Raw genomic sequence first — 22,398 nt, 5'->3', positions numbered from 1 at the left:
TGCGATTTGAGCTTCAAGAACAGGAATTGATGACCACGGTCTGGGCCACAGGGATTTTTTCGGAACGCACGATCAGGAAGGCCAGACTCGGTTCCGGCCTTGTGATGTTCGTCTTCATCATCCTGCATATGTCAAACCATGCGTTGGGGCTCGTTTCGCTGACGGCAGCCGACGATGCGCGCCGACTGTTTCTGGCGATCTGGCGCAATCCGCTGGGCACTCTGCTCTTCTACGGCTCGGTCCTGGTCCATCTGACGCTGGTGCTACGTGGGCTCTATATGCGCCGCAGCCTCATCATGCCGAAGAACGAGATGGCGCAAATCGTTCTCGGCCTTCTGATTCCGCTGCTGCTCATCGACCATGTTATCGGCACACGCATCGTCCATGCGCTCTACAGCTATAGCGACAATTACGAGACGATCGTCCGCACGCTCTGGATCAACTCGCCGAAGGACGGTGTACGCCAGACTTTCGCACTGCTTGCCGTATGGATCCACGGCTGTATCGGCATCCATTTCTGGCTGCGTTACCGGTCGTGGTACGTCAATTCCTCGTCGCTGCTTCTGGCCATCGCCATTCTCCTGCCGGTGCTGGCGCTGCTCGGTTTCGTCGAGATGGGCCGCACGCTGTCCGATCCCTCCTACGTCCAATCGGAATCCGACCACTACGAAGAAACAATCAATACCCGCTACTACAACGATCCCGAAGCGCGTGAGGAAATCGCGAAGATCCGCGCCGGGCTCTTCGGCAGTTTCTCCGCAGCGCTTGCCCTCGTCATTCTGGCACGGGCGCGCCGCAGGTTGAAAGAGCGGGCGACCCAGGTCGCCGTTCACTACCCCGGCGGCGAGACGGTTCGTGTGCCACGCGGCTTTACAGTTCTGGAGGCAAGCAGGCTTGGCGGCCTGCCGCACTATTCGGTTTGTGGTGGCAAGGGCCAGTGCTCCACGTGCCGCGTCCAGATTCTCAGCGATTATTGGACCCTGCCGCCACCCGACAAGCTGGAGCAGACGACGCTGAAGCGCATCAATGCGGCAGCCGATGTACGCCTCGCCTGTCAGCTCCGCCCGGACAAGGACTTGACCGTGGCGCCACTGCTCGTGCCGCAGACAGAAGCAGCCCTCCCCGCCAATAGCCAGGAAACCAGCCCCGGCCGCGAGCGCGACATCGCCGTACTCTTCTGTGACATGCGTCATTTCACGACGCTGACCGAGACCCGCCTGCCCTTCGACGTCGTCTTCCTGCTCAACCGCTATTTCGGGATCGTCGGCAAGGCGGTGGAACAGGCCGGCGGACAGCTCGACAAATTCATCGGCGACGGCGCCATGGCACTCTTCGGCCTCAACACCACGCCAGAGGAAGGCTGCCGGCAGGCTGTCGCGGCCGCAACCGCGATTGCTGCCGAGGTGGAAAAACTCGCCGCCGAACTTTCCGACGAACTGCCTTTGCCGCTGCAAATCGTCATCGGCATCCACGCCGGCCCGGCGGTCGTCGGCACGATGGGCTATGGGCGGGTACGCAGCCTGACGGCCGTCGGCGATACGGTCAATGTCGCAAGCCGCCTGGAGACGGCCGCCAAGGAGCTCAATGCCGCGATCGTGATCTCCGAGCCGGTCGCAAAAGGCGCCGGCATTGATCTGGAACCGGTCGAAAGCTGCGAAATCAATGTGCGTGGACGGGCGCTGCCCTTGAAAGTCTATGTCATTCCGAGAGAGAAGGCCGCCGAACCGCTCAAGGAAAAGCAATAATGTCCGGCCAAGCGTGGCTAACTAGCAAATATTGGAGGCGTCGTTTGCGCAAGGCGCGCAATGCGCTGGCCACGCGTTTCTTCAACACCCGTTTTGGCCGCCGGCTGCTGATCGAAAATATCGGGACGCGCGTCATCTCCATGACGGTCGATGCCGGCGATCACCTGATGAGCTTTTCGCCCGCCGACTATATCGGCCGCAAGGTCTTCCGGAAGGGCCATTTCGAACGCGAGGCCGTCGATCGGCTGCTCGTGATCCTGCGCCAGCGCGGCTTGCTGAGAAAAGACAGCATGTTGCTCGAGATCGGCGGAAATATCGGCACACAGACCGTCTATTTTGCGCTCGCTCGGGCATTTGCCGGCATCGTCAGCGTCGAGCCGGACCCTCGCAATTTCCGCCTTCTGGAACAGAACATCCGTCAGAATGGGCTCGCGGATGTGGTACGCCTCGTCAACTGCGCCGCCGGCGAAGGTGAAGGCGAGATCGACTTCTTTCTAAACAGTGCCAATCATGGCAAGAGCAGCGCCATCCGCCAGAGCGCCAGCGACCAGAAGATCAGCGTCCCGGTGCGCTCCGTGACCGGCATCCTCGACGACCTCGACATCGATCAGGCGTCCATCGGTCTCGTCTGGATGGATATCGAGGGGTATGAGCCGGTTGCCTGTCGCTCGATGCTGCCGCTGCTTGCCCGCCGCGCGCCGCTCTATATGGAGTTCACGCCGCTCTTCTACGGCCCTGAGGGCACAAAAGCCTTCATTCGCATGCTCGCCGGCTTCTACGAGAATTGTCTCGTGGTCTTCGAGGACCACGAGAAGGAGATGAAAGTCCGTGATCTGCCGGGCGCATTCGATCAATATGACGTGCTGTTCCTGCCTTAGACCGAACAAGAGCTATCCGGCTGACTGCATCGCCAGCGATTGATGGCAATGCACACCAGCAAGTACCCCTGAGGCGGAAGCAAGCGTGGCGTTGTGCATGGCGCTCGCCGCATCGCCGGCGGCAAAGACACCCTTGACGGTCGTTTCCTTGTTATCGCCGGTCCGGATGACAGGACCAGACGGACCATCGTCGAAGACACAGCCGAGTTGCTCGGCAAGCGGACTGGCCATCGCCGTTTTCGGAGCGACAAACACGGCATCGAGCGGCACGATCCGGCCATCGGTGAGGCGAACGGCCTCAAGCCTGGGACTATCGCCCAATAATTCCACGACGGGGCTGCGCTCGATCCGTACGCCGCGAGCGGTCAGCCGCACGAGTTGCTCTTCATCGGGCTCGAATAGCGCTTGGGTGAAATAGGTCGTCTCTCCCCAGTCGGGAATCAGCATGGCCGAATGTGCTGAAAGCGGATGGTTTGCGAGAACACCGAGCCTACCGCCGCTCACCTCATAGCCGTGGCAATAGGGGCAGTGCAGCACGGAATGTCCCCATCGGTCTGGCAGACCGGCGATCTCGGGCAGCGTATCTCTGATCCCGGTTGCCAGGACGATGCGCGCGACCCTTTCTTCGCCACCGCCCCTGATGCCGATGACGAATTCGCCGCCATCGGCACGCGCCTGAACGACTTCCCCGTCCCGAATGGTGACGGTAGGATAGAGCGCAAGCTGCCGCTTTCCCTCCCGCATGATCGCCGCCGGGCTCTGGCCATCCTGGCCCAGGAAGCCATGGGAGGCCGGCGAATATCGATTGCGCGGCGCCCCCGCATCGACAAGCAGAACCCGACGCAGCGCCCGGGCGAGCTGCATTGCCGCTGACAGGCCGGCGAAATTTCCGCCAATAACGATAGCCTCGAATGACATGGAACTCTCCTCTGGCAGCGCCTCAATCATGAATCAACATAAGTTACATGAAATGAAGTGGTCAAGTATCATGTTACTTGTCTTGTTACGATCCGCTTGTGATAATGGCCCATTCGATCGACAGGAATGAAGCCTCATGCGCAATGACAGCCGCCTTTCACGCATGCTGCACGTGCTGATCCATATGGATCGGCATGAGCATTCGGCGACCTCTGAAATGATTGGCAAGATGCTGAACACCAATCCCGTCGTCGTCCGCCGCACCATGGCCGGCCTTCGAGCGCAGGGCTATGTCCGTTCCGAAAAGGGGCATGGCGGAGGCTGGACGCTGGTGCGTCCGCTATCGGAAATCACCCTGCTCGATGTCTATAACGCCATTGGCGAACCGCATCTTTTCGCCATCGGGCCGGCCGATGACCAGCCTACATGCCTTGTGGAACAAGCCGTAAATGCCGCCCTCGAGGACGCGATGAAGGAGGCACAGGCGCTGCTCCTGCGGCGGCTGGGCAGCGTGACGCTGGACAAGATCGCGGCCGACTTCGAGGCAAAGTTTGCCGAGCGCTCGGCGACACCCTATTCCTGCGCCTCATGAGCGCGGATCATTTCCTGCGGTAGAGGAAATAGCGGCCTTCCTTGATGCCGTCGGGCAAAGGCAGAGGCAAAAGCTCGGCATGCTCCAGCGGCAAGCCGCTGACGGCGATGCCGTGACGCGTAAGAACGCCAGCCATCAACTGTGGCAGCCAGGTCAGCGTGACGGCATCGATCTCGTCATGTCCGGTGCCGATATCGGCATGCGCGAGCGCAGCATTGATCCCGAGGAACGCCTGGCCGGTGTCGCGGATATTGCCAGTCACCATGTTTTCGGCCGGCGGTGTCGAGGCGGAATAGGAACGTATTTCCCAATCGAAGGCGATAATGCGGCGGTCGGGGAAATGCTCGCGCAGATGGTCGTAGGTGCGACCGTTGCCGAGGCCAAATTCGAGCACCGGCCCCTCCACCTCTTCCACCAGGTCAATGATCGCGTTGAGAATATCGCGTTGAGCCGTCAATCGGCGAATGAAGCTGTCGAGGCGGCTCATCTTGTCCCGTCCATCATAAAATATGTCAGCGGTGCTACCATATCGATGCAGTGTAAGTCGATTGCCGGAAACGCAAATTGCCGTTGCAGCGGTAACACGGGTCTGTGATAAACTCAGTCCCATGAACGAGATGTCCAACGACGCATTCTTCGCCAACGTGCCTGTCTTCAGCGACTTCGAAGGCGTGACCGATGAGAGCAACTATCAGCCGCTGCCCGAAGGATGGGTGCTGGCGATGGCCGATATCGTCGGCTCGACGAAGGCGATTTCCGGCGGCCGCTACAAGGACGTCAACATGGCCGGTGCCAGCGTCATTTCCGCGGTGCTGAATGCCGTCGGCAAGGGCGACTATCCCTTCGTCTTTGCCGGCGACGGCGCGTTGATCGCCTTGCCCGTTTCGCTTGAGAAGGAAGCGCGCAAGGCGCTTGCCGCGACGCAGGTCTGGGTGAAGGAAGATCTCGACCTCGATTTGCGCATCGCCATCGTACCGATCGCGGATATTCGCGCGGAGGGTCTCGACGTACGCGTCGCCCGTTATTCGGCAAGTCCTTATGTCACCTATGCGATGTTTTCCGGCGGTGGCACGATATGGGCCGAGAAGAATATGAAGATGGGCCGTTACGGCGTCGAGAAGGCCGCACCCGGCACCCGGCCGGATCTGACCGGCCTCTCCTGCCGCTGGAGCCCGATCGAGGCCCGCAACGGGGAAATCGTCTCGATCATCGCAGTGCCTGGCGAGGACGGCCCAGGGCCGGAATTCCAGGCTCTCGTTACCGGCATCGTTTCCATCACTGCAGAACAGAACCGTAGCGGGCATCCCGTGCCGGAAAACGGGCCTGAGCTTGCCTTCTCGATGAAGGGTATCAATCGCGAGGTGAAAGCCACCGCACCTGACGGCAAACGCCTGCGGCAAAAGCTCTTCATCCTCCTGCAGATCGGCCTGGTCGTCTTCCTGCATAAATTCGGAATCACCTTCACCCATTTCAACGCGCGCCGCTACAAGAGGGACGTCTCAGGCAATTCGGATTTCCGCAAATTCGACGATGGACTGAAGATGACAATCGATGTCGACGCCACACATCTCGCCCGCATCGAGATGCTATTGAAACAGGCGCAGGAAAAGGGCGTGGCGCGCTACGGCCTGCACCGCCAGTCATCGGCACTGATGACCTGCTTCGTGCCGACGCCGCTGTCGCGCGACCACATGCACTTCATCGACGGCGCAGCTGGCGGTTACGCCGTCGCCGCCAGCCAGATCACCGGCAAGCAGCTTTCCGGCGTGCTCGTTACGCCTTGATGACGTGATCGGCCGAGAGGCCGAGCCGGCTTAAGACGTTTCGGGTGTCGACAATCAGCTTGGCGCTCTTCGAAAGAGCCGCGTAGTCGATCATGTCATGGTCAGTCGCAATGAGAACCGCATCATACCCGGCAACGGCTTCCAGTGTCAGGTCGATGGATTTCCGGCCCTTCAGAGCCTGATATTCACGGGTCGACGGGATCTCCGCGACGAAGGGGTCATGATAATCCGCGTTGCCGCCCCGCTCCTCGATGATTTCGATCAGGCGCAACGACGGGCTTTCCCTGATATCTGCAACATTCTTCTTGTAGGCGAGACCAAGCACGAGAACGCGAGAGCGGCTGAGTGCCTTGCCGGCACGAATATCCAGTGCCTCTGCCAGCTTGCCCACGACATAGCGCGGCATCGCCGAATTGATCTCGCCGGCAAGCTCGATGAAACGTGTCGGCAGCTCGTATTCGCGCGACTTCCAGGTGAGGTAGAAAGGGTCGATCGGAATGCAGTGGCCACCGAGACCCGGGCCGGGATAAAAGGGCATATAACCGAATGGCTTGGTCTTGGCTGCGTCGATGACTTCCCACACATCGATCCCCATCGCGGCGTAGACTGTCTTCAGCTCGTTGACGAGCGCGATGTTGACGGAGCGGAAGATGTTTTCGGTGAGCTTGACCGCTTCCGCCGTGGCATTGGAGGAGACCGGGACTACGGTCGAGACGGCGGCACCATAGAAGGACTTCATCAGCGACAGGGCTTGCGGGCCGTCGCCTGCAACGACCTTCGGGATGGTCTCAGTGTGGTAATGCTGATTGCCGGGGTCCTCACGCTCCGGCGAGAAGCCGACGAAGAAGTCGGAACCGGATTTCAGCCCGGTCCCTTCGAGAATGACCTTCACGATATCATCGGTCGTTCCGGGATAGGTCGTCGATTCCAGCACGATGAGCTGGCCCGGCCGCAGATGGGCGGCGATCGATCGCGACGTCGCTTCCACGAAGGAAAGATCGGGATCCCGATGTTTGGTGAGCGGCGTCGGCACGCAGATGACGATCACGTCGCAATCCGAAAGGCCGGCAAAATCACTCGTCGAGGAGAACCGCCCCGCATCGATCTCGGCCGTCAGCGCCTCTTTCGTCACCGCATCGATATAGGAACGGCGGGCATCCAGCGCGACGATCTTCTTCGGATCGATATCGAAGCCGGTCACGGCAAAGCCGCTGCGCGCCACGGCCATCGCCAGCGGCAGGCCGACATAACCGAGGCCGATGATGCCGGCGCGCGCAGTACGGGCCTCAATCTTCTTTGAAAGCGTCTCGAAGGTGGAAGAGCTTGCGTCCAAGGCCGTGCCTCTTGCGAAAAGTGAATCCGAACGCTGATCTAATGCATGATCGCAGCAAATAAAACCCGGCCTCTTTGGCAGCGCCTGACCCTCCCGCGGCCTGAATTCGTGAGCCGGATATAGACAAAATGATTGGGGGCGGCCGATCCCGGCAACCGGAACGCACAAAAAATTTACTGATGCCATTGTTTCGCACTTTCAGCGTGCCTATTTTGGCAAATGATAATGAACTGCTTTGCAAAGATTGCTCGCCCGTTTCCAGGAGGTCGGAAGCTGGCGGGTGTCACAGCCGGTTGTCGGCAATCGTTGACACGATAATACCGCTCGTACATCCTGATTTTCTTACCATCTGTCCATCGTGAATGGGCAGGTTTGGGCTGTTTTTTGCGTTTCGGGATGGACGTGCGACATGAGGATAATACCAAGAATGAGCACGATCGAATCCAGCGTATCCTCCATTTTGTTGGACCGTGTTGCTGAATGGCTGACGAATTCTTCGCTGGCCGGTGACGACCTTGAAAACATTGTGCGCGGTTTCTGCGAGCGGCTCGCGGCCGCCGGCCTGCCACTCGCGCGCGTACACCTGACCTTCTCGATGCTGCACCCGCTCTATGACGCGCTGAGCTTCACCTGGAAGCGCTCGAGCGGCGTGACGATCGAAGGCTTCCGCATGCCGGCCGGCCAGAAGCCGGACCGTTTTCTGCAAAGCCCCTATTTCTATCTTCTCGACAACAATCTGCAGCATATCCGCCGCCGCATCATGCCTGACGGCCCTAGTGAATTTCCGATCTTCGAAGATCTCAGGCAAGAAAAGGTCACAGATTACCTCGCCTTTGTGCAACCCTTCGGTGACGGGTCGGTGCAGGGCATGATGGGCTCCTGGTCGACCGACAGCCCGGCCGGCTTTTCCGACGACATGATTGACGCACTGTTGCGCATGCAGAACCATCTGGCGGTCGCTGCCAAGATGGCGGTGCTTGCCAAGCTCGCCAACAACATGCTGACCACCTATCTCGGCGGCGATGCCGGCAAGCGCGTTTTGAACGGACAGGTTCGCCGTGGCGATGGTGAGACCATCCGAGCCGCTCTCGTCATGGCGGATATGCGTGAATCGACCATGTATGCGGAGAAGGAGGGAAGGCAGGCCTACATCGATACGCTGAATCAGTTTTTCGATGCGATCGCTGCGCCATTCAACCGCAACGGCGGCGAAATCCTGAGCTTCCTCGGCGACGGCTTCCTCGCCGTCTATCCCTGCGGTCGCCACAAGGATCCGTCCAAAATCGCCTGCGAGGCAGCGCTTTCCGCCGTCCATCATGCGCAGGCGCGGGTTGCCGAACTGAACAAGGATCGCGAGGCAAAGGGGCTGCCGAAAATCGGCTACGGCATCGGTCTGCATGTCGGCAACGTCATGTTCGGCAATGTCGGCCTGAAGGATCGTCTTACCTTCTCCGCCTTCGGCTCGGCAGTGAACGAGGTACAGCGTCTACAGGTCCTGACGAAGAAATATAGCCGCGAGGTTGTCGCGAGCCAGGCCTTTGCCGGCTACTGCGGCGGCGAATGGATCACGCTTGGCGAGGAAAAGCTGCGCGGCATCCGTCAGAAGGTGACGGTGCTGCAGCCGCGGGCGCCGGCATCTGCAATCCGGGTCGACGAAGGTTTCCGCGAAGCCGTTCAGAACGGCCTTTCGGAAGCCGAACAGGTCATCATGCTTCACCGCGACAAGAAACAGGTAAAACGCACGCCTATCGAAAAATTCATCCAGTAACTACACGCGAACATTGCAGCGCTTTGACCGCTGCGCCGTATATGACAACCCCTGCATCAAGCGCTTTGTAAAACAGGCGCCATGGGTTGCTTTTTCCCATGCCTGTCATCAACTGGACACCCAGTTGACGGTACGATAGTGTGCCTTAACGGGAACACATAAGGACTGGGGAATTTCATTGGTATGGCGTCAGCTGCCGATCTGTTGCGTATTGAGAATCTGGACGTCGCCTTCTCCGTTTTCGGCGACCGGCTGCGTGTCGTAAAGGAAGCCAATCTTCGGATTCTGCCAGGCAAAGTGACCGCCCTCGTCGGCGAGAGCGGCTCCGGCAAATCTGTTATCAGCCAGTCGATCATGGGCATCCTTCCGGCCCCCGCCCATGCCGGCGGCCGTATCCTGTTTACCGACCCGCTGGATGGCAAGGCCACGGATATTCTCTCGCTGTCGCGCGACAGCGCCGAGATGCGAGACCTGCGCGGCCGGCGCATGGCGACTATTTTCCAGGAGCCGATGACATCGCTCTCGCCGCTCCACACGGTCGGCAACCAGATCAGCGAGGTCTTGCTGATCCACACCAAGGCAGACGAGAAGGAAGCACGCGAGCGCACCGAGGAAATGCTCGGCCTCGTCGGCTTTTCCAATCCGAAGCGCACATACGACATGTATCCGTTCGAGCTCTCGGGCGGCATGCGACAGCGCGCGATGATTGCCATGGCGCTGATCTGCAAGCCGGCGCTGCTGATCGCCGACGAGCCGACCACGGCGCTCGACGTGACGATCCAGGCACAGATCCTCGAATTGCTGCGCGACCTGCAGGCCAAGCTCGGCATGGCGATGCTGCTGATCACCCATGACCTCGGCGTCGTCGCGAATATGGCCGACGAAGTGGTGGTCATCTATCACGGCGAGATCATGGAAGCAGGCCCGGTCGAGGCCATCTTCCGCAATCCGCAACATCCCTATCTCAAGGCCCTCATGGCCGCGGTCCCGCATTTCGACATGAAGCCAGGCGAACGGCTGAAGGCCCTGCGGGACGTCCCGGTCAATCTGGAATCGCTGATCGGCAAGAAGAAGCCGGCTGAAAAGGAAGCGCCCGGCGTGCTCCTTTCCGTCGCCAATCTTTCCAAGACCTACAAGACGCGCAAGCGTAGCTTCTTCGGTGGCCAGGAAGCCACCATCTTGCGCGCTGTCGACGATGTCAGCTTCGATATCCGCCGCGGCGAATGTCTGGGGCTCGTGGGCGAATCGGGCTGCGGCAAAACGACCGTCAGCAAGATTCTCATGCGCGCGGTCACGCCTGACAGTGGCACGGTGACGTTCAACGACGGCAAGGATGTGATCGACGTCCTCTCGGTCAAGGGATCGGAACTGCAGGACCTTCGCACCAAGATCCAGATGGTGTTTCAGGATCCGGTTTCCTCGCTTTCGCCGCGCATGACGGTGCGCAATATCCTTAGCGAGCCTCTCGAAATCCATGATCGCGGCAACAGTGCCGAGCGCAAGGCCAAAGTCGAGGCGCTGATGGGTGCGATCGGCCTCGACCGGCGCTATCTCAACCGCTATCCGCACAGTTTCTCCGGCGGCCAGCGCCAGCGCATCGGAATTGCCCGCGCGCTCGCGCTCGGCCCCAAGCTTGTCATCCTTGATGAACCGGTCTCGGCCCTCGACGTATCCGTGCAGGCACAGATCCTCAATCTTCTGAAGGATCTGCAGAAGGAGTTGGGGCTCACCTACCTCTTCATCTCGCACAACCTCGCAGTCGTCGACTACATGGCAGACCGCATCGCCGTCATGTGCAAGGGCCGTATTGTCGAGATCGCGCCGCGCGAAATCATTCTGCGCAATCCGGTTCACCCCTATACCAGGTCATTGCTTGCCGCCGTTCCCTTCCCGGATCTCGACCGGCCGCTCGACTTCAAGGCGCTGCAGGAAAATGGTGCAGCCGACAAGCAGAACTGGGGCCCGGTCTTCAGGGCGGACCACGATGACGCCTCCGAACTTGCCTTTGCCGATCTCGGCGGCGGCCATCTGGTGCGCGCCCGCAAGGGTGCCGATGCGAAGGAACTGGTCTGATGGTGACGCGCCGTATCTTTCTCGGCGGCCTGATCGGCTCGGCCATCGCGCCTTCGGTGCTCCGGGCACAGCAGCTCGCCGAGCCAGAAATTTTGAGGGCCAGGGTCGCTGACGGCAGTCTGCCGCCAATGGCCGAGCGCATTCCGACTGAGCCGCGTATCGTCAATCTCAAGGAGATGGGCCGCGTGCCCGGCACCTATGGCGGCAATGTGCGCACCATCATCGGCGGTGTGCGCGATATCCGCTACATGACCGTCTACGGCTATTCGCGGCTGGTTGGCTACGACACCAAGCTGCAGTTCCAGCCCGATATCCTGCGCGATTTCACCTCGGAGAATGACACTGTCTTCACCTTCCGGCTGCGCGAGGGGCACAGATGGTCGGACGGTCATCCCTTCACGGCGGAAGCCTTCCGCTACTGGTGGGAAGACGTCATCCTCAACAAGGAACTGACGCCCGGCGGCGGCGCGCTGGAGCTGCGTCCGCACGGCTCCCTGCCGCGCTTCGAAGTGCTCGACGAGCTGACTGTGCGCTACAGCTGGGACAAGCCCAACCCGGTTTTCCTGTCGGCGCTTGCCGGACCTCTGCCGCTCGTTATCTATGGCCCGGGCCATTACCTGAAACAGTTCCACAAGGGCTTTCAGGACAAGGCCAAGCTTGAAGAGCTGATGAAGAAGAACCGCGCCAAGAAGTGGGCCGACCTGCACATCAAGATGGCGCTCGCTTCCCGGCCCAACAATCCCGATCTGCCGACGCTCGATCCCTGGCAGAACCGCACGGCGCCGCCGGCCGACCAGTTCGTCTTCGAGCGTAATGCCTTCTTCCACCGCGTCGACGAGAATGGCATGCAACTGCCCTATCTCGATCGCTTCATCCTGAACGTCTCGTCTTCCTCGATCATCGCCGCCAAGGCCGGCGCGGGCGAATCCGACCTGCAGGCGACGGGCATCGACTTCAATGACTACACCTTCCTGAAAGAGGCGGAAAAGCGCTTCGCTGTGAAGGTCAATCTCTGGAAGGTGGCGCGCGGCTCGCGCATCACGCTGTTGCCGAACCTCAATGTCGCCGACGAAACCTGGCGCGCGCTGTTCCGCGACGTACGCTTCCGCCGAGCCCTGTCGCTGGCAATCGATCGGCATGAGATCAACATGGTGGCCTTCTACGGCCTCGGCAAGGCGAGTGCCGATACGGTGCTGCCGGAAAGCCCGCTCTTCAAACCGGAATATGCCGACGCCTATGTGAATTTCGACCCTGACACGGCCAATAAGCTGCTCGACGAACTCGGCCTCGACAAGCGCGACAGCGATGGTATCCGCCTGCTGCCTGATGGACGCCGCGCCGAGATCACCGTCGAGACAGCCGGCGAGAGCAATCTCGACACGGACGTTCTGGAACTCGTGCACGATCACTGGGCCAATATCGGTCTGGCGCTCTTCACCCGCACCTCGCAGCGCGACGTCTTCCGCAATCGCGCCATGAGCGGTTCGATCATGATGTCGATCTGGTACGGGCTGGATAACGGCGTGCCGACCGCCGACATGTCTCCCTATGGACTAGCCCCTACGCTGGATGACCAGCTTCAATGGCCGCTCTGGGGCATGTACTATCTTTCGGCCGGTCAGGAGGGCAAGGCGCCCGATCTGCCGGAGGCGGCCGAGCTTGTGGATCTCCTCAACCAGTGGGGCGCAAGTGCTACGACGGAAGAGCGCGAGGTTATCTGGCACAAGATGCTGTCCCTCTATACCCAGCAGGTCTTTTCGATCGGCCTCATCAACAGCACGCTACAGCCGATCCTCAGGTCCGCCAAAATGCAGAACGTGCCGGAGCACGCGCTTTACGGCTTCGATCCGACCTCCTTCCTCGGCGTCTACATGCCGGACACCTTCTGGTTCAAGGAGGCCTAAGCGATGATCCGCTATATCCTCTGGCGTATCGCCGCCATGGTGCCGACCCTGCTCGTGATATCGGCGCTGGTCTTCGTCATTATCGAACTGCCGCCCGGCGACTTCTTCGAAAGCCAGATCGCCGAACTGCGCGCCCAGGGCGAGACCGCAAACCTGCAGGAAATCGAGGAGCTGCGCCATCAATACGGCTTCGACCAGCCGGAGATCGTGCGCTACTTCTTCTGGGTCGGGGGAATGCTGCATGGCGATTTCGGCTATTCCTTCGAATATCAGCTGCCGGTTTCCGACGTCGTAGGCGACCGATTGTGGCTGACGATCCTCGTCTCCTTCACGACCATCCTTCTAACCTGGCTGATTGCCTTCCCGATCGGCATCTATTCGGCAACCCATCAATATAGCTGGGGCGACTACGGCCTGACCTTCCTCGGCCTGCTCGGCATTGCAATTCCGAACTTCATGCTGGCGCTGATCCTGATGTATTTCGCCAATGTCTGGTTCGGGCTTTCCATCGGCCATCTGATGGACCAGCAATATCTCAACCAGCCGATGAGCTGGGAAAAGGCGAAGTCGATCCTCGCGCATCTCTGGATTCCCGTCATCATCGTCGGCACGGCCGGCACGGCCGGCATGATCCGCCGCCTGCGCGCCAATCTGCTCGACGAGATGCAGAAGCAATATGTGACGACAGCGCGCGCCAAGGGCCTGCATCCGATGCGGGCGCTGGTCAAATATCCGCTGCGCATGGCGCTCAACTTCTTTGTCGCAGATATCGGCTCGATCCTGCCGTCGATCATTTCGGGTGCGGAAATCGTCGCCATCGTTCTGTCGCTGGAAACGACCGGGCCAATGCTGATCAAGGCGCTGCAAAGCCAGGACATGTACCTTGCCGGCTCCTTCCTGATGTTCCTCGCTTTCCTGAACGTCATCGGCGTCTTGATTTCCGATATCGCCCTTGGCTTCCTCGATCCCCGCATCCGTCTGCAAGGCAGGAGCACCAAATAATGTCGCCCCTACCCGCGCCCGGTGCGCCGCTGCCGCACTATGTTTCGACTGCCCCGTTCGATCCGATCGCAACGGAGACGATGACCTCGGCACAGTCGCGTATCCACCTTGCCTCGCAGAAGCAGCTCATGTGGTGGAAGTTCAAGCGCCACAAGCTGGCGCTGGCTTCAGGCATTTTCCTTGCCGCCGTCTACCTGATGATCTTGATCGTGGAGTTCCTGGCGCCCTACGGGCTCCATACCCGCAACGTCGATTTCATCCATTCGCCGCCACAGCGCGTCCATCTTTTCGACAGCGAGGGCAATTTCGTCGGTCCGTTCGTCTATGGACGGCAGATGACGCTCGATATCGATACGCTGCACCGGCTATACAGCGACAAGCAAAACGACATCCAGCCGATCCGCTTTTTCTGCCGTGGTGATGGCTACAAGTTTTGGGGGCTCGTCGCCGCCAACTATCATCTTGTATGCCCGGCGATCGGTGGACAGATGTTCCTGCTCGGAACCGATCGTCTCGGCCGTGACGTGCTGTCGCGTATCCTCTACGGTGCAAGAATCTCACTCACCATCGGCCTGATCGGCATCTCCATCAGTTTCGTGCTCGGCATCGTCATCGGCGGGCTCGCCGGCTATTGGGGAGGCATCTTCGATCTTGTCGTGCAGCGACTGATCGAAGTCCTGCAATCCCTTCCATCGCTGCCGCTCTGGATGGCGCTGGCTGCCATCATGCCGGTGACCTGGAGCCCGATCGTCATCTATTTCGGCATCACCGTCATCCTTGGCATAATCGACTGGACGGGACTTGCCCGCGCCGTGCGCTCCAAGCTTCTGGCCTTGCGCGAGGAAGATTATGTGCAGGCCGCCCAGCTTATGGGGGCGAGCACACCGCGCGTCATTGGCCGGCATCTGGTGCCGGGCTTCATGTCGCATCTGATAGCATCCGCCACCATCTCCATTCCGGGCATGATCCTCGGCGAGACGGCGCTTTCCTTCCTCGGCCTCGGCCTCCGGCCACCCATTACCAGCTGGGGCATCCTGCTGACGGAGGCCAAGAGCGTCAGCGTCATCGCCTTCTATCCGTGGCTGCTGTTTCCGATCGTTCCGGTAGTCCTGGTGATTTTGGCATTCAATTTTCTGGGAGACGGCTTGCGCGATGCGGCAGATCCCTACAAATAGCGGTGAATTCGGCGGGGTGTTTCACCTCCGCCGCATCGTGGCCTCCGGCATGCGGGGGTGGTAGAAGTATGTCGTCCACCTCAAGGGGCACACCGATGGCCAGACGTCTCGAAGATGCGCGCATCCTCATGTACAGCCATGATACATTCGGCCTTGGCCACCTGCGCCGCTGCCGGGCGATCGCCCATGCCCTCGTCGAGGATTATCGCGGCCTGAATATTCTGATCATATCGGGCGCGACGATTGCCGGGGCCTTCGACTACCGTGCCCGAGTCGACTTCGTGAAAATCCCGAGCGTCATCAAGCTGCGAAACGGCGAATATACGTCACTCGCCAGCCATATCGACCTTCAGGATACGCTGAAGATGCGCGAATCGAGCATCCGGCACACCGCCGAGACCTTTCAGCCTGACATCTTCATCGTTGACAAGGAGCCGATGGGGCTAAAAGGCGAGGTCGAGGAAACGCTCGCCTATCTCAAAGCTCGCGGCACCACTCTGGTGCTGGGCCTTCGCGAGGTCATGGACGCGCCGCATCTGCTCGAAGCCGAGTGGAAGAAAAACGGCATCATGCAGAAGATCGATCAGTATTACGACAGCATCTGGGTCTATGGACCACCGGATTTCTACGACCCGCTGGTCGGCCTCGACGTGCCCTCGGGCGTCCGCCGCAAGATGGATTTCGTCGGCTTCCTGCAGCGCAGCGTTTCCAAGGGCAAGAACTCGCTGAATGCCCGCAAGGACGACTATATCCTGGTGACGACCGGCGGCGGCGGTGATGGCTCCGATCTCGTCCACGACGTCATGAACGCCTATGAGGCCGACGAGACGCTGACACAGAAAGCGCTTGTCGTGCTCGGTCCCTATATGCCGGCCGCCGAGCGCGCGAAACTCGTGCGCAAGGGCGAGAACATTCCCTATATCGAGGTGATCGAGTTCGACAATCACATGGAGGAATTGATCGACGGTGCCACTGCCGTTGTCGCCATGGGTGGTTACAACACCTATTGCGAGATCCTCTCCTTCGACAAGCCCGCCCTTATCGTCCCGCGCGTCGCCCCGCGCGAGGAGCAGCTTCTGCGTGCCCGCCGCGCCAGCGAACTCGGCCTGGTCGACATGCTGCTGCCGGAGCAATCCGGAGACCCGACTATCATGGCCGAGACGCTGAAGCGCCTGCCCTCGCGGCTTCCGCCATCGAAAAGCGGCAGCAACATGCACCTGGAGGGGCTGAATCAGATTTCCCGCACGGTTGGTGGATGGCTGGACGGCCGTGGACGCCACCTTTCTCTCGTGGGCGCAGAATAAAGAGCCTTCCTTTGCCGCCACGCCGCAAGATTCTCGTCGTGCTGAAAGGCTACCCCCGCCTTTCGGAAACCTTCATCGCCCAGGAATTGCTCGGCCTCGAAGAGGCCGGCTTCGACCTGACGCTGATCTCCATGCGTCGACCGACCGACAAGAAGCGTCATCCCGTGCATGACGAAATCAAGGCGCGCGTCGTCTATCTGCCGGAATATCTGCACGAGGAGCCGATCCGTGTGTTGAAAGGTCTTTTCGCCGGTTTTTCCAGACCAGGCTTCGGCGCACTGATGAAACGGTTCTTCGCCGATCTGCCGCGCGATATCTCCCGCAATCGTTTCCGCAGGCTCGGCCAGGCGCTGGTACTGGCGCGCGAATGGCCCGACAAGGGCGAGTGGCTGCATGCCCATTTCATCCATACACCTGCCTCAGTGACCGAATATGCGAGCATCCTGACAGGCACGCCTTGGACCTGCTCGGCCCATGCCAAGGATATCTGGACTTCGCCCGACTGGGACCTCGGCCAGAAGCTCGGAAGTGCCCGCTGGGCAGTCACCTGTACCCGCAGCGGCTACGAACACATGAAAGCACTGACGGCGCGCAAGGACGCGGTACATCTGAGTTATCATGGACTCGACCTCGCCCGCTTCGGCCACTTTGCAGGCGAGCGCTCGAACCGCGATGGCAGCGATTCCGCCGATCCCGCCTTCATTCTCAGCGTCGGCCGGGCGGTGGAAAAGAAAGGCTATGACGTGCTGCTGCGCGCCCTTGCCCTGCTGCCTCGGGAAATCAACTGGCGCATGGATCATATCGGCGGCGGCGAGGAGCTTTCCAAGCTGAAGAAGCTCGCCGCTGAACTCGGCCTTGCCGACCGTATCACCTGGAAGGGTGCACTGGCGCAGGAAGAAGTGCTCGATCACTATCGCCGCGCCGACATCTTCGCCCTTGCCTGCCGCATCGCCGCCAATGGCGACCGCGACGGGCTGCCGAATGTGCTCGTCGAAGCATCCAGCCAGCGACTCGTCTGTCTCTCCACCAATGTCTCAGGCGTGCCGGAGCTGCTGAGCGATGGCGAAAACGGCCTTGTCGTGCCACCGGAAGACCCGGCAGCCCTTGCAAAAGCGCTTGAGACGGCGATCCGCAATCCCGATCTGCGCAAGCGGCTGGGGGATGCGGCCGAAGAGCGCGTGCGCGGCCATTTCGATTATCACTCCAGCATCCGGCAGTTGAGCGGCCTGTTCGAGGCAGAATGGCAGAAGGCGTCATGACGGCTCCCCGCATCTTCTTCTATGTCCAGCATCTGCTCGGCATCGGCCATATTGCGCGCGCCAGCCGTATCGCCAATGCGCTGGTAAAGGATGGCTTCGACGTCACGGTCGTCACCGGCGGCCTGCCGGTGCCAGGCTTTCCCGGCGAAGGCGTGAAGACCATCGAGCTGCCGCCGGTGGTCGCCAGCAATATCGGCTTTTCCGGCCTTGCCGATGCCAATGGGCAGGCAGCAGGCGAGGAGTTCCTTTCAAGGCGCCGCGACCTCCTTCTAAAAGCCTTCGAAGAGGAAAAGCCAGATGTCGTCATCGTCGAGGCCTTCCCCTTTGGCCGCCGGCAGATGCGTTTCGAACTGCTGCCCCTGCTCGATGCGATCGAAAGGGCCAACCCGCGGCCGAAGCTTTTGAGCTCCGTGCGCGATATCCTGCAGGAAAACCGGAAGGCCGGCCGTGACGAGGAAACCGTCAAGCTGGTCGAGGAGCATTTCGATGCCGTGCTGGTCCATGGCGATCCGAACTTCGTGCGTCTGGAGGATACGTTCCCGCTGACGCCTGAGATCGCTGATCGAATTCGTTACACCGGTCTCGTTGCCCCGCCGCCCGCACCCGAACCATCCGAGACGTTCGACATCATCGCTTCGGCAGGCGGCGGCGCCGTCGGGCTGGAGTTGATCCGCGCCGCGCGGGATGCGGCGGTACTCTTGCCTACCGATATCAAATGGCTGCTGATCACCGGCCCCAACCTTCCCGCGGCTGATTTTGCCCTATTGTCGCAGGATGCGCCTGCCAATGTCACGCTGGTACGGTTCCGCAAGGATTTCCCCTCGCTGCTGCGTGGTGCCAAAGTCTCGATCTCGCAGGCTGGCTACAACACGGTCGGTGACCTGCTTCGCACGCAGTGCCGCTCGATCCTCATCCCCTTCGTGGCGGCAGGCGAGACAGAGCAAACCGTGCGGGCCGAACGGTTGCAGGCACTTGGCCTTGCCGAAATCCTGCCGGAGGCGGGCTTGACGCTCGACGATGTCAAAACCGCTGTCGAACGCGCACTTGCAGCACCGTTGCGCCCCGCCGTTTCGCTGGATTTAGACGGTGCCGCAAAAAGTGCAGCCATCATTCGTTCAATGATCGGCTGAAACCCTCGCCTATTCTAAAATTCATGTGATATAAGGAAAATTCCGGCGAGAATCGGCGTTTCGACATCAGTCCGCTCCGCCTTGTTTTCGTTGCGATATCGGCGGTCTGACTGCATGGTCCTGTACTCGGAGATTCCCTCTTCCCCAGCATCAGGATTGCAGTGCGGACTTTTCCCACAGTCTGACGGTTAACCATGGAAAAAAGCCTCGCGCGCTACATCTGGAAGAACACGCGGCTGCAGCAGCTCTGGATTCTGCTGGTCGTCGCCGCTTCCATGGTACCCTACTTCTTGTCCTTCGACTTGCCGAAGCAAATCGTCAACGGACCTATCCAGGGTGACGGCTTCGACGGGCCTGGTGCAAGACAGATTTTCATGCACATCGCCTATGACATCCCGCTGATCGGGCATGTCGAGTTCTTCAAGGGCCTGGAACTCAATCGCTTCCAGATGCTGATGGCGTTGAGCCTGGTCTTCCTGGCCCTGGTGGTGCTGAACGGCCTTTTCAAGTTCTACATCAATACCTACAAGGGCCGGCTCGGCGAGCGCATGTTGCGCCGCATCCGCTTCGAACTCATCGATCGCGTGCTGCGCTTCCCGCCTGCCCATTTCAAGCGGGTCAAATCCGCTGAAATCGCCACCATGATCAAGGACGAGGTGGAGCCGATGGGCGGCTTCACCGGCGACGCATTCGTCTCCCCCGCCCTTCTCGGTGGCCAGGCGATTACCGCACTTGCCTTCATCATCATTCAAAATTTCTGGCTCGGTATGATCGCGGCTGCCATTGTGGGCGTGCAGGCGGTGGTTATTCCCCGCATGCGCAAGCGTCTGCTCGAACTCGGCCGCCAGCGCCAGCTGACGGCACGTGAACTCTCGGGCCGCGTCGGCGAGATCGTCGACGGCATCGGCACGATCCACGGCAACGACACATCCAACTTCGAGCGCGCCGATATCGCGACCCGCCTCGGACGCATCTTCTCGATCCGCTACGACCTCTATCAGTGGAAATTCCTGGTCAAGTTCATCAACAACTTCCTGGCCCAGGTCACACCTTTCCTGTTTTACGCGATCGGCGGTTATCTGGCGCTGCAAGGTCGGCTCGACATCGGTCAGCTCGTCGCCGTTATCTCCGCGTACAAGGATCTGCCTGGCCCACTGAAAGAATTGATCGACTGGGACCAGATGCGCCAGGACGTGCAGGTCAAGTACGCCCAGGTCTACGAACAATTCAATGTTGAGCCGCTGATCGACAGCCGTATCCAGGAACTCGCCACCGCGCCGGTGGCACCCCTGACGAGTGCCTTCGTCGTCACCAACCTCTCCGTCAGCGACGATAGCGGCGCACGTCTCGTCGATCACGTCTCGGTCGAGATCAAGCCGAACGAGACGGTTGCGATCGTCGGACCGAACGGCAGTGGTGCGGAAGCCTTCGCCGAAGCGCTTGGCCGCCTCGTCTGGCCGGATTCCGGCCGCATCACCATCGACGGACAGGACCTGCTGGATCTGCCCGAATCCATCACCGGCCGGCGCATCTCCTATGCCTCTGCCGACAGTTATTTCTTCCACGGCACGCTGCGCGACAACCTGCTCTACGGCCTGAAGCACGCGCCGATGAAAGAGCCTGAATATGACGACAAGACAGCGCAGGAATATAAATGGCATGTCACGGAATCACAGAAGGCCGGCAATCCGATCCTCGATCTCAACAGCGACTGGGTCGACTATAACTCTGCCGGCGCCAAGGGACCTGAAGATCTGCTGAAAGCGATCCGGCCGGTACTCGACGCCGTGCTGATGTCGCAGGACATTCTGGATTTGGCATTGCGCTCGACCGTGAATACCGAAGTGCATACCGCACTTGGCAGCCATATCGTGGAGCTCAGAACATCGCTGCGCGAACGACTTGCCGCTGAAAATCTTGACGCCATCGTCGTGCCCTTTGATTTCGACGCCTACAACACGCAGGCGACTGTTGGCGAAAACCTCCTCTTCGGCACAATGAAACGGCCGCTGATGAACAACCGCCGGCTCGCCGGCCATCCCTATTTTCAGCAGCTCTTCCGCGACACCGGGCTGAGCACAGACCTTTACGCGATGGGCCTGGAAATTGCCGAGAACGCGGTGGAACTCTTCCACGACCTGCCGCCGGACCACCCCTTCTTCCAGCAGCTTACCTTCATGACGGCGGATGACATTCCGACCTACCAGGCATTGCTGCAGAAGCTGCAGGGCAAGCGCTTCGAGGATGCTACGCCTGAAGACCGGGCAAGCATCATCCGCCTGAGCTTTGCCTATATCGAACCGCGGCACCGCTTCGGTCTCTTGACGCAGGCGCTGATGGACAAGATTGTCAATGCCCGCAAGCAGTTCCATCAAAACATCCCCGATGATCTCGCCGAGCTGATCGAGCGTTATGACATAAGCCGCTTCACGGCCTCCGCGAGCCTGATGGACAATGTGCTCTTCGGCCGCATCGCCTATCAGCAGGCCGATGCTTCCGATCGCATCCGCCTGATCATGGGCGAACTGTTCGATGCGCTCGATCTCTATGACGATGTATTGTCGATCGGGCTGGAATTCGATGTCGGCTCCGGCGGCAAGCGCCTGACAGGGGTACAGCGACAGAAACTCAATCTGGCCCGGGCGCTGCTCAAGCGTTCCGATTACTTTATCTTCAACCGGCCGATCCCGGCGCTCGACCAGCGCATCCAGGACCAGATTACCCACAACATCATTGAAGACCTTCACGAGGAAGGCAAACGCCCGGCAATTATCTGGGTGTTGTCCAACGCCAAGCTGGCGGAAATCTTCGATCGAATATTGCTCTTCGATCGCGGCGATCTTGCCGAGGCGGGCAACTATCCGGAACTTTCCGAGAAAAACGGTATGTTCAAGGAACTGTTATCGTAATACTCTATTGGGGCGGCAGAGACGGCGCCTGCAAGGCGCTTGGAGTTGGTTTTTAGCGCATGATCAAGGACCATGCGGCAGGGGGTGTAGCACTCATGCTGTTGAGAGATGAAGTAGAAATGCTGCGGCGGGTGCCGATCTTTTCGAGGATCGCACCAGCGAAACTCAAGCTCTTGGCCTTCACCTCGGACCGCATGACGTACCACCCAGGCCAAAACCTGTTCCGTCAGGGCGATGTCGGCGACGCCGCCTACGTCGTTCTGTCAGGCACGGCCGATATCATCGTTTCCTCGCCTGCCGGCGAAATCAAGGTCGCCGATGTCGAGGTCAATTCCATTGTCGGCGAAATCGCCATTCTCTGCGATGTCTCGCGTACCGCGACCGTGCGCGCCACCTCACCGCTCGAAGTCCTGCGCATCAGCAAGGAACATTTCCTCAAGCTTCTGAGCGATTTTCCGGAGATGGCCGTGGAGATCATGCGTGTGCTCGCGGACCGGCTCAACCATACGACTGCCGAACTGACCGCCGCACGTTCAGCCAAGCAGCCGCAGATGGCACAGTGAAACTCCGAATATAGATTGTAAACGAAAAGGCCCGCCGGGTTTCCCAGGCGGGCCTTTTCGT

17 protein-coding genes are annotated in these 22,398 nt (G+C 60.1%); 14 read left to right on the top strand and 3 right to left on the bottom strand.

Annotated features, from left to right (window positions below; translation table 11 throughout):
• Positions 1 to 29: 29 nt before the first annotated feature.
• Positions 30 to 1,745 (top strand): adenylate/guanylate cyclase domain-containing protein, encoded by a 1,716-nt coding sequence (locus FHT93_RS25635; RefSeq protein WP_112546154.1) that lies wholly within the window; start codon positions 30 to 32, stop codon positions 1,743 to 1,745.
• Positions 1,745 to 2,623, top strand: a complete 879-nt coding sequence (locus tag FHT93_RS25630) for an FkbM family methyltransferase (protein ID WP_183850056.1) — start codon at positions 1,745 to 1,747, stop codon at positions 2,621 to 2,623. Before FHT93_RS25635 ends, FHT93_RS25630 begins: the two co-directional genes overlap by 1 nt.
• Before the next feature lie 12 nt (positions 2,624 to 2,635).
• Here FHT93_RS25630 and FHT93_RS25625 read toward each other — a convergent pair whose 3' ends face one another.
• Positions 2,636 to 3,541 carry an NAD(P)/FAD-dependent oxidoreductase gene (locus FHT93_RS25625; protein WP_183850054.1) on the bottom strand — a complete coding sequence of 302 codons (906 nt, stop codon included), beginning with the start codon at positions 3,539 to 3,541 and terminating at the stop codon, positions 2,636 to 2,638.
• Between the two features lie 136 nt (positions 3,542 to 3,677).
• On the opposite strand from FHT93_RS25625, the gene FHT93_RS25620 reads away from it, so the two are divergent.
• A complete protein-coding gene (locus tag FHT93_RS25620) occupies positions 3,678 to 4,133 on the top strand; it encodes an Rrf2 family transcriptional regulator (RefSeq protein WP_112546151.1) in 456 nt (151 codons plus the stop codon).
• A gap of 7 nt (positions 4,134 to 4,140) precedes the next feature.
• Here the strand turns inward: FHT93_RS25620 and FHT93_RS25615 are convergent, their stop codons facing one another.
• A complete protein-coding gene (locus FHT93_RS25615) occupies positions 4,141 to 4,620 on the bottom strand; it encodes a class I SAM-dependent methyltransferase (RefSeq protein ID WP_112546150.1) in 480 nt (159 codons plus the stop codon).
• Positions 4,621 to 4,741: 121 nt separating this feature from the next.
• On the opposite strand from FHT93_RS25615, the gene FHT93_RS25610 reads away from it, so the two are divergent.
• On the top strand, positions 4,742 to 5,917 hold the full coding sequence (locus FHT93_RS25610) for a DUF3095 domain-containing protein (RefSeq protein ID WP_183850052.1): 1,176 nt from the start codon (positions 4,742 to 4,744) through the stop codon (positions 5,915 to 5,917).
• On the opposite strand, the gene FHT93_RS25605 is transcribed toward FHT93_RS25610, so the two are convergent.
• Positions 5,907 to 7,250: a nucleotide sugar dehydrogenase gene (locus FHT93_RS25605; RefSeq protein ID WP_183850050.1), complete on the bottom strand. Its 1,344-nt coding sequence runs from the start codon at positions 7,248 to 7,250 to the stop codon at positions 5,907 to 5,909. The genes FHT93_RS25610 and FHT93_RS25605 overlap by 11 nt on opposite strands.
• 427 nt (positions 7,251 to 7,677) lie before the next feature.
• Between FHT93_RS25605 and FHT93_RS25600 the strand changes: the two genes are divergently transcribed.
• The 10 genes from FHT93_RS25600 to FHT93_RS25555 all read left to right on the top strand — a co-directional run bounded on the left by FHT93_RS25600 (position 7,678) and on the right by FHT93_RS25555 (position 22,337).
• Positions 7,678 to 9,018, top strand: a complete 1,341-nt coding sequence (locus FHT93_RS25600) for an adenylate/guanylate cyclase domain-containing protein (RefSeq protein WP_112546147.1) — start codon at positions 7,678 to 7,680, stop codon at positions 9,016 to 9,018.
• Positions 9,019 to 9,201: 183 nt separating this feature from the next.
• On the top strand, positions 9,202 to 11,091 hold the full coding sequence (locus FHT93_RS25595; protein WP_183850048.1) for an ABC transporter ATP-binding protein: 1,890 nt from the start codon (positions 9,202 to 9,204) through the stop codon (positions 11,089 to 11,091).
• The gene (locus FHT93_RS25590) at positions 11,091 to 12,995 is read left to right on the top strand and encodes an ABC transporter substrate-binding protein (RefSeq protein ID WP_112968989.1); all 1,905 of its coding nucleotides are present in this window, start codon (positions 11,091 to 11,093) and stop codon (positions 12,993 to 12,995) included. The genes FHT93_RS25595 and FHT93_RS25590 overlap by 1 nt, the downstream gene beginning before the upstream one ends.
• Before the next feature lie 3 nt (positions 12,996 to 12,998).
• Positions 12,999 to 13,997, top strand: a complete 999-nt coding sequence (locus FHT93_RS25585; RefSeq protein WP_112546144.1) for an ABC transporter permease — start codon at positions 12,999 to 13,001, stop codon at positions 13,995 to 13,997.
• Positions 13,997 to 15,172, top strand: coding sequence for an ABC transporter permease (locus tag FHT93_RS25580; RefSeq protein WP_162710161.1), 1,176 nt, complete (start codon positions 13,997 to 13,999; stop codon positions 15,170 to 15,172). Before FHT93_RS25585 ends, FHT93_RS25580 begins: the two co-directional genes overlap by 1 nt.
• Before the next feature lie 95 nt (positions 15,173 to 15,267).
• A complete protein-coding gene (locus FHT93_RS25575) occupies positions 15,268 to 16,476 on the top strand; it encodes a glycosyltransferase family protein (protein ID WP_112546142.1) in 1,209 nt (402 codons plus the stop codon).
• Between the two features lie 11 nt (positions 16,477 to 16,487).
• Positions 16,488 to 17,735, top strand: coding sequence for a glycosyltransferase (locus FHT93_RS25570; protein ID WP_183850046.1), 1,248 nt, complete (start codon positions 16,488 to 16,490; stop codon positions 17,733 to 17,735).
• Positions 17,732 to 18,865, top strand: a complete 1,134-nt coding sequence (locus FHT93_RS25565) for a glycosyltransferase (RefSeq protein ID WP_183850044.1) — start codon at positions 17,732 to 17,734, stop codon at positions 18,863 to 18,865. Before FHT93_RS25570 ends, FHT93_RS25565 begins: the two co-directional genes overlap by 4 nt.
• A gap of 194 nt (positions 18,866 to 19,059) precedes the next feature.
• Complete coding sequence (locus FHT93_RS25560; protein ID WP_112968987.1) at positions 19,060 to 21,774, top strand: ABC transporter transmembrane domain-containing protein; 2,715 nt, start codon at positions 19,060 to 19,062, stop codon at positions 21,772 to 21,774.
• A gap of 95 nt (positions 21,775 to 21,869) precedes the next feature.
• Positions 21,870 to 22,337 carry a cyclic nucleotide-binding domain-containing protein gene (locus tag FHT93_RS25555; RefSeq protein WP_112546343.1) on the top strand — a complete coding sequence of 156 codons (468 nt, stop codon included), beginning with the start codon at positions 21,870 to 21,872 and terminating at the stop codon, positions 22,335 to 22,337.
• The last annotated feature ends 61 nt before the right edge of the window (positions 22,338 to 22,398 follow it).

Origin of the sequence: Rhizobium sp. BK379 (genome assembly GCF_014193955.1) — a bacterium.
GTDB lineage: Bacteria > Pseudomonadota > Alphaproteobacteria > Rhizobiales > Rhizobiaceae > Rhizobium.
Note: the sequence above shows the minus strand (reverse complement) of the source record. Positions and strands in the feature narration are given on the sequence as shown.

Coding starts and splice junctions, on each gene's coding strand:
- FHT93_RS25635 (WP_112546154.1), top strand. CDS start 30: ATGACCACGGTCTGGGCCACAGGGATTTTTTCGGAACGCACGATCAGG.
- FHT93_RS25630 (WP_183850056.1), top strand. CDS start 1,745: ATGTCCGGCCAAGCGTGGCTAACTAGCAAATATTGGAGGCGTCGTTTG.
- FHT93_RS25625 (WP_183850054.1), bottom strand. CDS start 3,541: ATGTCATTCGAGGCTATCGTTATTGGCGGAAATTTCGCCGGCCTGTCA.
- FHT93_RS25620 (WP_112546151.1), top strand. CDS start 3,678: ATGCGCAATGACAGCCGCCTTTCACGCATGCTGCACGTGCTGATCCAT.
- FHT93_RS25615 (WP_112546150.1), bottom strand. CDS start 4,620: ATGAGCCGCCTCGACAGCTTCATTCGCCGATTGACGGCTCAACGCGAT.
- FHT93_RS25610 (WP_183850052.1), top strand. CDS start 4,742: ATGAACGAGATGTCCAACGACGCATTCTTCGCCAACGTGCCTGTCTTC.
- FHT93_RS25600 (WP_112546147.1), top strand. CDS start 7,678: ATGAGCACGATCGAATCCAGCGTATCCTCCATTTTGTTGGACCGTGTT.
- FHT93_RS25595 (WP_183850048.1), top strand. CDS start 9,202: ATGGCGTCAGCTGCCGATCTGTTGCGTATTGAGAATCTGGACGTCGCC.
- FHT93_RS25590 (WP_112968989.1), top strand. CDS start 11,091: ATGGTGACGCGCCGTATCTTTCTCGGCGGCCTGATCGGCTCGGCCATC.
- FHT93_RS25585 (WP_112546144.1), top strand. CDS start 12,999: ATGATCCGCTATATCCTCTGGCGTATCGCCGCCATGGTGCCGACCCTG.
- FHT93_RS25580 (WP_162710161.1), top strand. CDS start 13,997: ATGTCGCCCCTACCCGCGCCCGGTGCGCCGCTGCCGCACTATGTTTCG.
- FHT93_RS25575 (WP_112546142.1), top strand. CDS start 15,268: ATGGCCAGACGTCTCGAAGATGCGCGCATCCTCATGTACAGCCATGAT.
- FHT93_RS25565 (WP_183850044.1), top strand. CDS start 17,732: ATGACGGCTCCCCGCATCTTCTTCTATGTCCAGCATCTGCTCGGCATC.
- FHT93_RS25560 (WP_112968987.1), top strand. CDS start 19,060: ATGGAAAAAAGCCTCGCGCGCTACATCTGGAAGAACACGCGGCTGCAG.
- FHT93_RS25555 (WP_112546343.1), top strand. CDS start 21,870: ATGCTGTTGAGAGATGAAGTAGAAATGCTGCGGCGGGTGCCGATCTTT.